Annotated in this window: 11 protein-coding genes; 8 read left to right on the plus strand and 3 right to left on the minus strand. The window is 68.1% G+C overall.

Annotated elements, in window-relative coordinates; genetic code table 11:
• Positions 1-21: 21 nt before the first annotated feature.
• The 3 genes from NJ1_RS27890 to NJ1_RS27900 all read right to left on the minus strand — a co-directional run bounded on the left by NJ1_RS27890 (position 22) and on the right by NJ1_RS27900 (position 4,396).
• The gene (locus NJ1_RS27890; protein ID WP_067699730.1) at positions 22-819 is read right to left on the minus strand and encodes an LLM class flavin-dependent oxidoreductase; all 798 of its coding nucleotides are present in this window, start codon (positions 817-819) and stop codon (positions 22-24) included.
• 230 nt (positions 820-1,049) lie between these two features.
• Positions 1,050-2,585, minus strand: coding sequence for an alpha/beta fold hydrolase (locus tag NJ1_RS27895; protein ID WP_067699735.1), 1,536 nt, complete (start codon positions 2,583-2,585; stop codon positions 1,050-1,052).
• 290 nt (positions 2,586-2,875) lie between these two features.
• Positions 2,876-4,396, minus strand: coding sequence for a carboxylesterase/lipase family protein (locus tag NJ1_RS27900; RefSeq protein WP_169813218.1), 1,521 nt, complete (start codon positions 4,394-4,396; stop codon positions 2,876-2,878).
• 102 nt (positions 4,397-4,498) lie between these two features.
• On the opposite strand from NJ1_RS27900, the gene NJ1_RS27905 reads away from it, so the two are divergent.
• The 8 genes from NJ1_RS27905 to NJ1_RS27940 all read left to right on the plus strand — a co-directional run bounded on the left by NJ1_RS27905 (position 4,499) and on the right by NJ1_RS27940 (position 13,488).
• Positions 4,499-4,807, plus strand: a complete 309-nt coding sequence (locus NJ1_RS27905) for an ArsR/SmtB family transcription factor (protein ID WP_067699736.1) — start codon at positions 4,499-4,501, stop codon at positions 4,805-4,807.
• Between the two features lie 116 nt (positions 4,808-4,923).
• Entirely contained in the window at positions 4,924-5,370 is a 447-nt protein-coding gene (locus NJ1_RS27910; RefSeq protein ID WP_067699737.1) for a MerR family transcriptional regulator, read from the plus strand.
• Positions 5,371-5,823: 453 nt separating this feature from the next.
• Entirely contained in the window at positions 5,824-7,527 is a 1,704-nt protein-coding gene (locus tag NJ1_RS27915) for a 3-deoxy-7-phosphoheptulonate synthase (protein ID WP_084478926.1), read from the plus strand.
• 93 nt (positions 7,528-7,620) lie between these two features.
• A complete protein-coding gene (locus tag NJ1_RS27920) occupies positions 7,621-9,072 on the plus strand; it encodes a DHA2 family efflux MFS transporter permease subunit (protein WP_218025271.1) in 1,452 nt (483 codons plus the stop codon).
• Positions 9,073-9,197: 125 nt separating this feature from the next.
• Positions 9,198-9,857: a helix-turn-helix transcriptional regulator gene (locus NJ1_RS27925; RefSeq protein ID WP_067699738.1), complete on the plus strand. Its 660-nt coding sequence runs from the start codon at positions 9,198-9,200 to the stop codon at positions 9,855-9,857.
• A 22-nt stretch (positions 9,858-9,879) separates the two neighbouring features.
• Entirely contained in the window at positions 9,880-10,893 is a 1,014-nt protein-coding gene (locus NJ1_RS27930) for an FkbO/Hyg5 family chorismatase (RefSeq protein WP_067699739.1), read from the plus strand.
• Between the two features lie 51 nt (positions 10,894-10,944).
• Complete coding sequence (locus NJ1_RS27935; RefSeq protein ID WP_067699740.1) at positions 10,945-12,420, plus strand: class I adenylate-forming enzyme family protein; 1,476 nt, start codon at positions 10,945-10,947, stop codon at positions 12,418-12,420.
• A gap of 198 nt (positions 12,421-12,618) precedes the next feature.
• Positions 12,619-13,488 carry an alpha/beta fold hydrolase gene (locus NJ1_RS27940; RefSeq protein WP_067699741.1) on the plus strand — a complete coding sequence of 290 codons (870 nt, stop codon included), beginning with the start codon at positions 12,619-12,621 and terminating at the stop codon, positions 13,486-13,488.
• The last annotated feature ends 17 nt before the right edge of the window (positions 13,489-13,505 follow it).

Consider the following 13,505-nt stretch of genomic DNA (forward strand, 5'->3'; position numbering starts at 1 on the left):
GAAGACAAGTCGTGGGAGGCGCTACTGCGCGGCGCGAATCCGTCCGGCGAACTCGTAGCCGTCCCGCCACTGCGGTGTGGGTGCGAGGATCACGCGCTCGACTCCGGCGGCGTCGTACCGCATCAGCTGTTCGGCGGCCTGTCGCGGATCCTCCGGTAGGACGGGCGCGACGACGGTGATCGAGGGCGTCGGCCGCCCGTACCGCTCGGCGAGCTCACGCAGTTCGTCGATCTCGGCCGGCAACCGCTCGAGATCGGGCTGGATGGCGACCCAGCCGTCGCCGAACTCCGCGGCCCGGCGTCGGGCCCGGGAGCCGTTGCCGCCCACCAGCACCGGCGGGACGAGAGCGGGCGGGGCCAGGGTCACCTCGAGGCCGTCCGCGAGCACGGTCGGCGCACCGGAGACCAGGCCGGGCAGCACTCGCAGCGCTTCGTCGGTCACCTTGCCGCGGTTCTCGAATCGCACCCCGGCCGCCCGCCAGCCGATATCGCCGTGCGCGGGATTCCCGGTGCCGACACCGACCACCAGCCGGTCGCCGGACAACTGCTGCAGCGTGCCGATCTGCTTGGCGGCCCAGGCCACCGGACGCAGGGCCAGCAGCATGACTCCGAAACCCACCGTGATCCGGTCGGTGGCGGCGGCCGCGGTGCTCAGCGCCACGGTGCTGTCGAGCATCGGCACGGTGGCGACGAGATGATCGGTGGCCCACACCGATTCGAGTCCGGCAGCCTCAGCGGTGCGCGCGGCGGCCGCGACCCCGGCCGGAACCGAGGCATCCGCGCCGGACGTGGGCAGAAATACTCCGAGCTTGACCGTCACGGTTCCTCCAGATTGTGCGCTGTTCGACTGGAGATAACGTTAGACGCATGCGGTGAGCGTTCAAATGTCTTAACTACTCGCTTCTATGCCCGAAGCGCTCACGGGTGATCGGCGCATTGCACGGATGGATCCTGAGTTGCCGCAGCGTCTTCCGGCCCCGCGCGCGGATCGGGGAGAGGCCGCCACGTAGTCGGCCCGGAGATGACCCGCGGCGGCGGGCTGGGCGCCGGCTACCGAGGGAAGTAGCCGGGGTCCGGCCGGCAGGTGAGGTCGGCGGCGGGCAGGGTGCCGTCGGCGAGGTAGGTGTTGACGGCGTCGGTGACGCAGGGGCTCAGGCCGACGCGGAACGCGCCATGGATTCGGGTGCCCGCCAGGGTGACCAGACGCGAGGCGGTCAGATCATGGTGCAGCGCAACGCCTTCCTGATAGGCGGTGCGGGTGTCGTGCTCCGAGACCAGGATCAGCGCGGGCACCGCATTGCGCACCTCGGTCGGCGGTTCGACGGGATCGGGCCAGTAGGCGCAGGCGGTGATGTTGTTGGCGAACGCGCCGAACACCGGCTGGGTGGCGCGGGCCTGCTCGATGTTCGCGAGGTACCAGGCAGGATCGCGCGGCGCGGCCCGATCACCGCACAGCACCGCCGCCAGGCTCGCGGCCTCCAGCGGGACCGCGGCGGTGACCCGTGCCTTCAGATCGTCCAGGTCGATCGGCACGCCGTTCGCGCCGTCGGAGATGATCCGCACGACATCCGCGAGACGCGAGTTCCACTGCGGATTCGCCAGCAGCGCGAAGATCATCAGCGGCACCGTGTGCTCGTCGACGAGATAGGTCGAGCTGACACTGAACACCGGATGCGCGCCCGCCCGGCGGATCATGTCGGTGACGAACGCGCGCACCTGCTCGGCGGTCGCGCCGAAGTGGTACTCGTCGTCGTGCCGTGCGGCCCACACCGCCCAGTCGTCCAGCGCGTACTCGTTGATCGGGCCCATGTCCTGGTAGTGGCCCACCCAGATGCGGTCCGGATCGACCGCGCTGTCCAGCACGATCCGGTCCGCGCGTTCCGGGAACATCTGGGTGTACACCGAACCCAGGTAGGTGCCGTAGGACGCGCCGAAGTAGCTGAGCGTGCGTTCGCCCAGGGCGCTGCGCACGACATCCATATCGCGGGCGGTATTGCGGGTGTTGATGTTCCGGATCTTGTCCGCGTCCGGCGTCAGGCACGCGGTCGCCAGCGCACTGGCCAAGGTGGCGTCGCGGGCGTAGCCGAAGGTGTCGAAGCCCGCGGAGAACAGGATGCTGGGCACCGGGATCGCGCAGCTCACCTTGTCCGAGCGCCCGATCCCGCGCGGGTCCATCCCGATCAGGTCGTACTGCGCGCGCACGTCCGCCGAGAGATTCTTCTGCGTGGTGGCCATGTAGCGCAGGCCGCTGCCGCCGGGGCCGCCCGGATTGGACAGCAGGACCCCGCGCCGCCGCGCCGGATCGGTGGCGGCGATCCGGGAGATCGCGATGCTCAGCGTCCGGCCGTCGGGCTTGGCGTAGTCCAGTGGCACAGTGACATTCGCGCACTGCGCCTGGGCGTCGTCGAGGATCTGGTCGCCGCAGCCCTGCCAGGTCGGCTGCTGACCGTAATACCGCTCCAGCCCCGGCGCGGCCTCGGAGCCGATCGCCCCCGCGTCAGGTGTGCGAGCCTGCGCGAGGGGAGTCGCCGCCACCGCGGCCAGCACCGTCACACTCAGCACGAACCGAATCCACCCCGCGGGCATGGCCACCCTCCTCACAGTACTGTTCCGAGGCCGAACAGTACTGTGGGTCGCCCACCGGGGTGTCCCGATCACGAATCAGGACGGCGCTGCCCACCCGTAACCGCGTCGGGGTCGCGCGGAGGTGTACGCCTGGCCGTTCGTTCGCCGTCCACGACGAGGTCAAGGCCGGGAACATCCGCACCCCGGGTACCGGCTCACGCGCGCCACCGGCCTCCGCTCCGGAGCGGAGGCCGGTGGCGCGCACCCGGCGCTTCCGGCCGGTGTGGTCGGAAGCGCGCACGAGCATCGAACTACGCGGAACTCACCCACGAGGTCGCCGCGGCGGTCGGGTCGGCGGCGCGCGCGTCCCAGGCTCGGCGGTGGTGTTCGCGCGGATCGGACTCGACCCGGCTCGATTCGTCGAAGACCATGATCGATCGCTGTTCGGCGTCGTAGCGAGGCCAGCCGGGGTCGCCGGTCTTGGCGAAGCGGATCCAGCTCTGGCGAATCGCGTGCCCGAGTTCGGCGGGCGCGGAGTCGCCGAGTTGCGGGCCGTAGATCGGGTCCGCGAGGTTGTCGAACAGGAACGGGAGTTCCAGCGCGTGCGAGGCGCCCATGCGACTGTCGTATGCCGGTGACTGCCAGGCGAATTCGTAGCCGAAGGTGTTCCCGCCGGCGGCTGCGTGGGCGCGGGTGAGTTCCACGGCCGGGCCCCGGAACATCTGGTTGGTGACCGTCTCGGCGAGTTGCTCACCGAGTGGGAGGTGCCCGTAGAGCCGTCGAGACGCCGACCGGCTCGCCTCGGGCACCAGGTAGGCGCTCTCGGCGTCGTCGAGATCCTGCGCGGTGGCCGAATCGAACTGCCCGGTGCGCAGCAGCGTGGAGCGGGACTCGTCGCGATTGCTGCCGATCAGCAGGTCTATCGACGACGGAATACGTTCGCGCAGTGTGGAATCGGGTGCGAGCGTGCCGTCGACGGCGGGCATGAACGGGGTGTACCGGTAGGTGTACGGATTCCAGATGCTCGCATCGCGGAAGCGCTCGTCCAGTGCGCGCTGGCGGCGCAGCAGTTCGGGCAGGGGGATCGAGTGCGGATCGGTCTCGGCATCGAGTTCGGCCAGCACGCGCTTGGCGAGCGTGTCGGCCTCGTCCAGTTCGGTGACCACCAGCAGCGGCACGCTCTGCAGGATCGCCCGGCGCAGGAGCCCTTCGGCGGCAGCGGTTCTGGCGATCATGGACAGGGCTCCGCCGCCCGCGGAATTGGCGAACACCGTGACGGCGTCCGCATCCCCGCCGAATCGGTGGATATTGTTCCGCACCCACTGCAATGCGGCCGCGATATCGCGCAGTCCGGCATTGCGGGTCCCGCCCGGTACGGCCAGGAATCCGTCCACGCCGAGGCGGTAGTTCACCGTGACGGTCACGACGCCCTCGCGGGCGAACAACGAACCGTCGGCTCGCGCGGTGGACGCGCTGCCCGAGACGTAGCCGCCGGGGTGCAGCCAGACCATCACCGGCAGCCGCGCCGCCCCCAGGTCCGGGGTGAAGGCATTGAGCGAGAGGCAGTCGGTTCCCCACGGGTAGAGCGGGGTTTCGTGGTCGGCGAAGGCGAAGGTATCGGGTTGCGGTGCGGCCGGGCCGAATTCGAACGCCTCGCGCACGCCGTCCCAAGCCTGTGGAGGCTGTGGGGGAGCGAAGCGATTCTCGCCGAAAGGCGGTGCCGCGTAGGGGATTCCCTTGAACGAGAGCGTTCCGCCGGTTTCGAGCCCGGCGATCCTGCCGGCGGTGGTGACCGCCTCGACGATCCGGTTCGCGCCTTCGTGTGTGGCCACCGCTGTGGTCTCTCCCTTCGGTACGGACTGACTCTTGGTACGATAGTTCGACAATCCCGAACTGTCGAATGATCCAACCGAACGATCGGAGCCCACCGGCCGATGCGCACGCTGCCCGAGCCCGCCCGCGATTCACTGACGCTCGCGACGGTCCTGCACGCCCTCGGTGATCCGGTGCGGCTGGAGCTGATTCGCCGCGCCCGCCGCAATCCCGACCTGACCTGCTCCGCCGACGGTCTCGACGTCCCCAAGTCGACGCTGACCAACCACTGGCGGATCCTGCGTGAGGCCGGACTGATCAGCATCACCGTCGACGGCAGGCATCGGCGCATTCGGTTGCGCGGCGACGAGGTCGAACTGAGCTTCCCGGGGCTGCTGGCGCTGATCGTGAGTTTCGAGGATCGGGCCTGAAAGTCCTTGCCGGGACCTCTGTGCAAGGGCTTGCTGTGACCTCTGCGCAAGGGCTTGCTGTGGCCTCTGTGCAAGGGCTTGCGGTGACATCGATGTCAATCCTTAGCGTGGGGTGCATGCCCACCGCGGGGCGGCATGAACAGGAGACGATGATGCGCATCGGAGAACTATCGGAGAGATCGGGGGCGAGTCCGCGCTCGATCAGGTACTACGAGTCGGTCGGTCTGCTGACGTCCGCGCGAGATGGCAACGGGTACAGGGTGTTCGAGGCGGACGCCGTCGAGCAGATCGCGAAGATCAAACTGCTGCTGCAGGTCGGGCTGGACATCGCCGACATCGTCGCGGTGCTCCCGTGTGTGGGTGATCCGGACGCGCTGCGCTGCGCCCAGGCGCGCCGGCGGTTCGACGAGCAGATCACGCGGATCGATCGGCAGCAGCGAGTTCTCGCGCGCGCCAGGTCGCTGCTGTTCGAACTCCGGTCCGAGGGTGCGGCGGCCGCCGCCGTCGTGTCCGGCGAGTCGGTCCGCGCGGTGAGCGGGAACCTGACGGTCGGAATTCACTGATCGCATTTCCCCCCGTCGTGGGGATAAATTCGGAGAGGTCGTCGCGCACAACGGATTTCGATGGATCGAATCAGCATGATCCCAAATTGACCCTGGTCATGTGACATTCGAAAAACAAGTGTTGAAACTAAAACTCAGATGTCATAGCTTCCTTGAGTGAAAAGGATCGGTCCCGGCGATAGGGGCCGCCGACCACCGAGGGGGTCTCGACGGTTATGGCATACACACCGCAGGTCTGACCTGCGGCTTTCGGGCTGAAGTCCGCCCGCATATTCTTTGGCACCATTGTGTGCATAAACCGATAACCGCCTGCCTCGGTGCTGCTGCGGCGGTTTATCGTGACAATTCTTCGCCTCGTCGCGCATTGCTGATGAGGTATTCATTGCCGCGCCTCCGCGCCACTGTGCGAGCGTCGGCAACTATTGGGTACACCCATGCTCTGAGGATTTGCAAATGGATTTCTATCCAGAATTCTTGACGACGCCGGATATTCCGCCGTCGACCCGGATGCTGCTCGACAACGACGGCTCCACCACCGTGCTGCTGCAGTCGCTCGTCGGTTCGGACCTGTCGGTCGAACTGCTGCCCGAGCCGGCCGTGGAGGCCCTGTCCACCGACAGTCGGGTCGCGGACGTCTTCGGCGCCGACGGTCCCGATCTCGGCTTGCGCCGTTCGCGACTGCGGGACGGCGGCGGCCGGGTGGTCAGCGAGAACATCATCACCTTCGAGGTGCGCGACGGCGACACTCTGATACCCAGCGACGCAACACCTTTCGGGCTGCATACCCGAGGTCTCGGGTTGTTCGAGCGCCGCCGGATCCTGTCCAACGGACTCACCCGGGGCAGTTTCGGTCTGCTCCCGGCAGGCTCGCCTGGCCGCGTCTACGAGGTCGAGTTCTCCAGCCGGACCCGGGTGCTCGTCCACGAGATCTTCAACCCCCGGTTCGTCTCGGCGGGCGTGCCGGGCACGGACGGCGGAACCGCCGCTCGCGCGACGGCACACGACGCCACCGGAGCGCGGGACCGGCAGCATCAGCCGGACTGGCCGGTGGGCGCCGAGGTCCGGCGGGTTCGCGCCACCCTGGCCCGGGCCGCGCCCCTGGTCTCGCCGCAGGACAGCCGCCGACTGCGCGAGCGGCTGGCGGAGCCGAGCTTCCTGCTGCACGCCGGGGATTGCGCGGAGACCTTCCGCGACAACACCCAGTTGCAGGTGGCGAGCCGAACCGCGCTGCTGCACAACATGTCCGACGTGATCGAGGCGGAATCGGGCCGTCGGGTCGTCACGGTCGGCCGGATCGCCGGGCAGTACGCGAAACCGCGATCGGCTCCGATCGAGCGGCGCGGGGACCTGGTGCTGCCGTCCTACTTCGGTGACGCGGTCAACCAGGCGGATTTCGCGGCGGGCACCCGAATTCCCGACCCGTGGAACCTGGTTCGCGCCTACGAGGAGTCCCGCCGGACACTCTCGTACCTGGGCAACTCGGGGGTCTTCACCTCGCACGAGGCGCTGCTGCTGGACTACGAACAGCCGCAGACCCGGCGCAGCCCGGACGACGGTCTGGCCTACGACCAGTCCGCGCACCTGCTCTGGATCGGCGAACGGACCCGCGCGCTGACCGGACCGCATATCGCCTTCGCCGCCGAGATCGCCAACCCGATCGGTGTCAAGATCGGCCCCGCCGCCACCGTGGACGAACTGCTGCGCCTGCACGCGGTTCTCAATCCGGACAACGCACCGGGCCGCCTGGCCTTCATCTTCCGGATGGGTCGCGACCGGGCATACGAACGCACACACGCGCTGCTCGCCGCCGCGGCGGCGGAGGGGATCGCGGACCGCTTTCTCAGCGATCCGATGCACGGCAACACGATCTCGAGCCCCGCCGGGGTGAAAACCCGTTCGGTGGCCCAGATCGAGCAGGAGCTGCGCGCGTTCTTCGCCGCCTGCAACGACATTGGAATCACCCCGGGTGGAATTCACCTCGAGGTGTCCGGGGACGAGGTCAGCGAATGCGTCGCTACGGACGTCGACGACGCCTATCTGGCCACGAACTACCGCAGTGCCTGCGATCCCCGGCTGAACCCGGAGCAGTCCCTGCAGATCGCACAGGTCGTCGGCGAATTGCTGGCTGCGACACCGGAACTCCGACTCACGGCTTGAAGTGACATCGATGTCAATCGATAGCGTCCGAACGTCATCTCTCGCCTGTCGCGGGATTCGTCTCGAAATCGGAATTCGAAGGAGGGATCGCTTGTGTCCGTAGACATTCGATCGAACCGGGTCGCGTTGCTCACGGTGACCTGCCTGGGTCAGTTCATGGTGCTGCTGGACAGCACGATCGTCGGGGCCGCGCTGCCCGATATGCAACAGCGCCTGCACACCGAGTTGACCGGCCTGCAGTGGATCGTCGACGCCTACGTCCTGCTGGTGGCCATGCTGCTGCTGACCGGTGGCGTGTTCGCCGACCGGTTCGGCCGCAAGCGGGTGTTCCTGGCCGGTGTCGTGGTCTTCACGCTGGCCTCGGTGCTGTGCAGTGTCGCGCCCAGCGTCGGCTGGCTCATCGCGGGCCGGGTGCTGCAGGGTATCGGCGCCGCGGCCCTGAGCCCGGCCTCGCTGGCCCTGCTCGCCTCGGCGTACGCCGTTCCGCAGGAGCGGGTCAAGGCGATCGGGCTGTGGGCCGGATTCAGCGGGATCGGCCTCGCGGCCGGTCCGCTGGCCGGTGGCATCCTGGTGGACGCGTTCAGCTGGCCCGCCATCTTCCTGGTCAACGTTCCCATCGGCGCGGTGCTGCTGGTGGCGGGGCTGCGCGTGCTGGCCGAATCCCGTAATCCGGCCGCGCCCGCCATCGACATTCCCGGAACCGTGCTGTCGGTACTCGGCGTGGGCGCGCTGACCTTCGGCCTCATCGAAGGTGGTGCGCGGGGCTGGACCTCGCCGCTGATCCTGGGGAGCTTCGCCGCCGCGGTGGTGATCCTGGCCGGGTTCGTGGTGGTCGAGAACCGCAATGCGGCCCCGATGCTGCCGTTGCGACTGTTCAAGCTGCGGCTGTTCACGGTCGCGAACTCGGCCATGATCGTGGTGGGTTTCGCGCTGATGGGCTCGGCCTTCTTCTTCTCCCAGTTCTTCGTCTACGTGCAGGGCAGCTCGGTGCTGCGGGCCGGATTGCAGACCCTGCCGGCTTCACTGGCCATGGTCGTGGTGAGTCCGTACGCGGGCCGGTTGGCCGCCAAGTACGGCTTCCGGATCGTGGTGACCGTGGGCCTGGCACTGGCCGGGCTCGGACTGCTGGTCCTCGGATTCGTGCACGCCGACACCGGTTACGGCAATGTCTGGTGGCGGCTGGCGATCGTCGGCGTCGGATTCGGCCTGACCATGTCCCCGCTGACGGGAGCCGCCATCCAGTCGGTCAGCCCGCAGGAGGGCGGCCTGGCCTCGGGGATCAGCAGCACCACCCGTCAGGTCGGTGCGGTGCTCGGTGTCGCGGTGCTCGGTGCGATCGTCCGGGGCCGGGAATCGGGCGGTGGCTCCTTCGAGTCCGGTCTCAACGCCGCCTTCGTGGCCGCCGGTGCGGTCACCCTGCTCAGCGCCGTCTTCACCGGTCTGTGGCTGGTCAAGGCGACGCCCGCGGCCGCTCCGCAACCTCCGGCGGCCGCACCCCCCGTGTCCGTCGATCCCGAGAAAACCACGGCGGCTACCCCGTCCTGACCGACTCGGTATACACCCGCAGATCGCCGCGGTGGCCTCGTAGAAGAGGCCACCGCTACCGAAAGCCCGTGTGACCGAGTCGGATTCGGACGAGCCTGCCGCCCTCAGCTCAACTACGGAGAGCCATGACCCGCTCGACTACGGCCCTTCCGATTCCGGAGACCGGCAACGGTGCCGGCATCGCCCTGGCGGTGCGCAACGACATCCATCGATACGGCCTCGAGGGCATGCTGCGCTCACTCGACATCGTCTCGGCCACATACAGTTACACCACCGTCGAGGAGGCGTCGGCCGCCGCCGCGACGCTTCCGATCGACCTGCTGCTCACCTCGACCATCGAACTCGGCGAGACCCAGGCCGCGACGATGACGCGGCTGCGCGGTCTCGGCGTCCGGCTCATGGTCCTGCTCGGACCGGAGGAACGGGTCGAGCAGGCCTGGGCGGCGCACGCGCACGGATTCCTGGACCGGTCGGCGCTGCACCTGCGCACCGTGCGCGACGCGGTCGAGGACATTCGCTCCGACCGCTTTCACGTCTCGGCCAGTCTGGCTCGGCGACTGCTGGTTCCGGGAGACACCCCGCCCAGCGTCGCGCTCACCGGCCGAGAACTTCAAGTACTGCAACTCGTCGCCGAGGGCCTGAGCAACAAGCTGGCCGCTCGGGCCCTGGGCATTTCCGAGAACGGCGTGAAACGCCTGATGGGGAATGTGCTGGCGAAGCTCAACAGCCCGAACCGCACGCTCGCCGTGGTGCGTGCACTGGAGATCGGGCTGATCCGGAAATGATGTGCGACAACGGAGAGTCACCATGACACCCACCATCGGGCTGCGGTCCGCCTTCCATGACTCCGGCATCTCCGGCTCGAACGACGGCGTTCGGCTCGCGGAGATCGAATTCGGCCTGAAGTCCTCACTCGAACTGACCGAAGCCGGACACCCTCTGCTCCGAATCCCGATGTCCTCGAACGGATTCGACGAGTTCACCGAGATCTGGACGGTCGACGAGCCCATCGTCACCGGGCAGATCGACGAGATCACCTACGCCCACACCGCCGAATACCTGTTCGCCGCCACCGTCATTCCCGAACAGGACGGGTACGCGGACGCGGCGCTCGCGGCCTACCGCTCGATCTTCAAACTGACCTCGAACCTGGACTTCCCCAACCTTTTCCGGGTCTGGAACTTCATCGGCGGCATCGTCGATCCGAACGCGGCGGGGGAGGAGATCTACCGTGACTTCGTGGTAGGCCGGTCGGAGGCGTTCAAGAACTATCAGGACGGACTGGGCAAGATTCCCGCGGCCACCGGAATCGGGACCCGTTCGCGCGGTATCGCGATCGCGGTGCTCGCCTCGCGGACCCTGCGACCGCAGCATGTCGAGAACTCGCGACAGCTGCCCGCCTACGAGTACCCCCGCGAATACGGCCCCAAATCGCCGAACTTCGCACGCGCCACCATTCTTCAGGATCCACAGCGTCCCGGATCGCAGCCCCTGTTCGTCTCCGGCACCGCCAGCATCCTCGGGCACGAGACGGTGCACCGCGACGACATCGTCCGGCAGACGCAGACGGTGCTCGAGAACATCGAGCACCTGATCAGCGCGGAAAACATAGCGGGCCAAGGACTTTCGGGCGGTCACAAGTTGACCGACCTGCACGGGCTCAAGGTGTACGTGAAGCACGAGGAACACCTGGACACGGTCCGCGAGATCGTGTCCGAAGCCGTCGGCCCGGACGCGGAGGTGCGGTATCTCAATGTCGATGTCTGCCGCGAGGATCTGCTCGTCGAAATCGAGGGCCTGGTTCCCGCGAACCAAATCTAGTTCCCCGGCCCTCGCGCCGGAACATGTGTGAACAGTTCGAAAGGTAATGCTGTGAGTAGTCAGCGCAATTTCGTGGCCGAGATCGAGGCCAGAGCGGCCACCGGCGGATGGCTGGATCGGCCCGCGTACCAGTCCGGCGGTGAAACCCATTCCTACCGTGAGCTTTTCCGCCGGACAGCGGAGGTCTCCGGAGCTCTGCGCCGCCGGGGGATCGGCCCCGGTGACCGCATCGCCCTGGTACTGCCGGAGGACGTCGAACAGATCGTGCTGTTCCTGGCGGCGCTGCGCGTCGGTGCGGTGGCGGTGCCGTTCAGCGGCATTCTGACCGCGGCCGAGGCGAGCACCACCGTGCAGCGCATCCGCCCGGCGCTGGTGGTGCGCCGGCGCGAGTTCGAGGTGCCCGCGGGCACGGCGGCCCTGTCGCCGGAGGAGTTGCGCGCCGAGGCGTCCGATGACACCGGCATCGAGCAGGTCGACGCGGACGCTCCCTCGTTCGCGGTATTCACCTCCGGTAGTACAGGTCCGGCGAAACTGGCCACCCATACGCACGGCGACATCTTCGTGTTCGACGAGGTGGCCGGTGCCGCCATCGGCATCACCGCCGAGGACGTCACGCTCAGCGCGTCGTCACTGCATCTGGCCTACGGACTGGGCAACACGATCTTCTTTCCACTGCTGCGCGGCGGGTCCGTGGTACTCAAGGACACCTACGATCGGCTCGACCACCAACTCGCGCTGGATCTGATCGACCGCTACTCGGTCAGTGTCTTCTATTCGATACCAACCTATTTCGGTGAGCTGCTGCGCGAGGAGAACGCGGGCGCGCTCGGCCGGCTGCGACTGCTGGTCACCGCGGGCGAAGTGCTGAACGCGACGCTGGAGAAACAGCTCATCGAGGTCGTTGGCGCCGGTCTGACCGGGATCTTCGGCACCACTGAGATCGGCCACGCGGTGACCGTGAACGGCGGCGCGAACTATCGGCCGCAGAAGGTCGGACAAGTCATCGCGCCGTATCAGGTCCGGGTCGTGGACCGGACCACCGGAGCGGTGCTCGAACCGGGCCGGATCGGCGCGATCGAGATCAAGGGCCCCACCATCTCCCTGGGCAATCGCGAGCCCGCCGATCCGGTGATCCGGCTCGTCGAGGAGTGGTACGGCACCGGCGATGTCGCGGTGCTGGACGAGGACGGCTACGTCCAACTGTTCGGCCGTCTGGACGATGTCGAGACGGTCCGCGGGCTCGATGTCTTCCCCGCCGAGGTGGAATCGGTGATCCTGGAGAATCCGGCCATCCGCGAGGCCGCCGTCGCCACCGTCGCGGCCCCGGACGGGGAGCGCCGGGTGTGGGCGTACGTGGTGCGCGAACCCGCGCCGATCTCGGATGTGGAATTGGCGGACCTGGTCATCAAGGCCGTCGCCGAGCAGCTCGAGGAACACAAGGTGCCGCACGGCGTGCGCTTCGTGACCGAACTGCCGTACGTGTACGGCGGCAAGCTCTCCCGCCGGGAGGTGCGCGCGCTGGGGTGAGGAAGAGGTGCGGGTGCCGGCCGTCGCTCGTTCGGCGGACGGCACCCGCCCGTGCGGCGGTACCGGCAAGAAGGTGCTTTGGGCGGGCCGGGCGGCGGGCACGAGAATTCATCCGGACCCGAGTGGGAAACGAACGCTCGGCGCGATCACGCGCGTAGGGTCCGATGAGTTTCAGTGACGAGAGGCGTCCTAACCACCATGACGACACATACGCTCGTAACCGCCGAAGCCGATCTCGCCTACGACGTGCTCGGACCGCTGCCCACCGCGGACGGCCGCCCGCCGCTGCTCATGATCGGGCAGCCCATGACCGCCGAGGGTTTCGCGACCCTGGCGTCCTACTTCCCGGATCGCACCGTCGTCACCTACGACCCGCGCGGGCTCGGCCGCAGCACCCGCAAGGACGGCCGGGTCGACAACACCCCGCAGACCCAGGCCCGGGATCTGCACGACCTGGTCGAGGCACTCGGCGCCGGTCCGGTCGAGATGTTCGCCAGCAGTGGCGGCGCGGTCACCTCCCTCGCCTTCGTCGCGGCCTACCCCGGTGACGTCACCACCCTGGTCGCGCACGAGCCGCCGCTGTTCCACGTGCTCCCCGACGCATCCGCGGCCCTGCGCGCACAGGCGGGATACCGGGCCGCCTACGACGCCAAGGGCTCCAATGCCGGTATGGCGGCGTTCATCGCGATGACCTCCTGGCAGGGTGAGTTCACCGAGGACTACTTCGCCCAGCCCGCACCGGATCCGGCGATGTTCGGGATGCCGACCGAGGACGACGGCTCCCGCGACGATGCGCTGCTGTCGGAGCGCTCGCAGGCCATCATCGACTACCGGCCCGACGTCGCCGCGCTGAACGCCGCACCGACCAGGATCGTGATCGCGGTGGGCGAGGAGTCCAAGGGAACCGTGACCGCGCGCGCCACGGAGGCCACCGCCGAGCTGCTCGGTCAGGAGGCGACCGTATTCCCCAGTCACCACGGTGGATTCGTCGGTGGCGAGGGTGGGTACGCGGGTCAGCCCGAGGCGTTCGCGACGAGGCTGCGCGAGGTGCTGGACGGCAAGAGCTGATCGAGCGCTGCTGTCGG

This window comes from Nocardia jejuensis NBRC 103114 (assembly GCF_001613145.1).
In the GTDB taxonomy this organism is placed as follows: Bacteria; Actinomycetota; Actinomycetes; order Mycobacteriales; family Mycobacteriaceae; genus Nocardia; species Nocardia jejuensis.

Excerpts from the sequence above, each read along its gene's own strand:
- NJ1_RS27895 (WP_067699735.1), bottom strand. The coding sequence starts at position 2,585 with ATGCCCGCGGGGTGGATTCGGTTCGTGCTGAGTGTGACGGTGCTGGCC.
- NJ1_RS27905 (WP_067699736.1), top strand. The coding sequence starts at position 4,499 with ATGCGCACGCTGCCCGAGCCCGCCCGCGATTCACTGACGCTCGCGACG.
- NJ1_RS27910 (WP_067699737.1), top strand. The coding sequence starts at position 4,924 with ATGCCCACCGCGGGGCGGCATGAACAGGAGACGATGATGCGCATCGGA.
- NJ1_RS27915 (WP_084478926.1), top strand. The coding sequence starts at position 5,824 with ATGGATTTCTATCCAGAATTCTTGACGACGCCGGATATTCCGCCGTCG.
- NJ1_RS27925 (WP_067699738.1), top strand. The coding sequence starts at position 9,198 with ATGACCCGCTCGACTACGGCCCTTCCGATTCCGGAGACCGGCAACGGT.
- NJ1_RS27930 (WP_067699739.1), top strand. The coding sequence starts at position 9,880 with ATGACACCCACCATCGGGCTGCGGTCCGCCTTCCATGACTCCGGCATC.
- NJ1_RS27940 (WP_067699741.1), top strand. The coding sequence starts at position 12,619 with ATGACGACACATACGCTCGTAACCGCCGAAGCCGATCTCGCCTACGAC.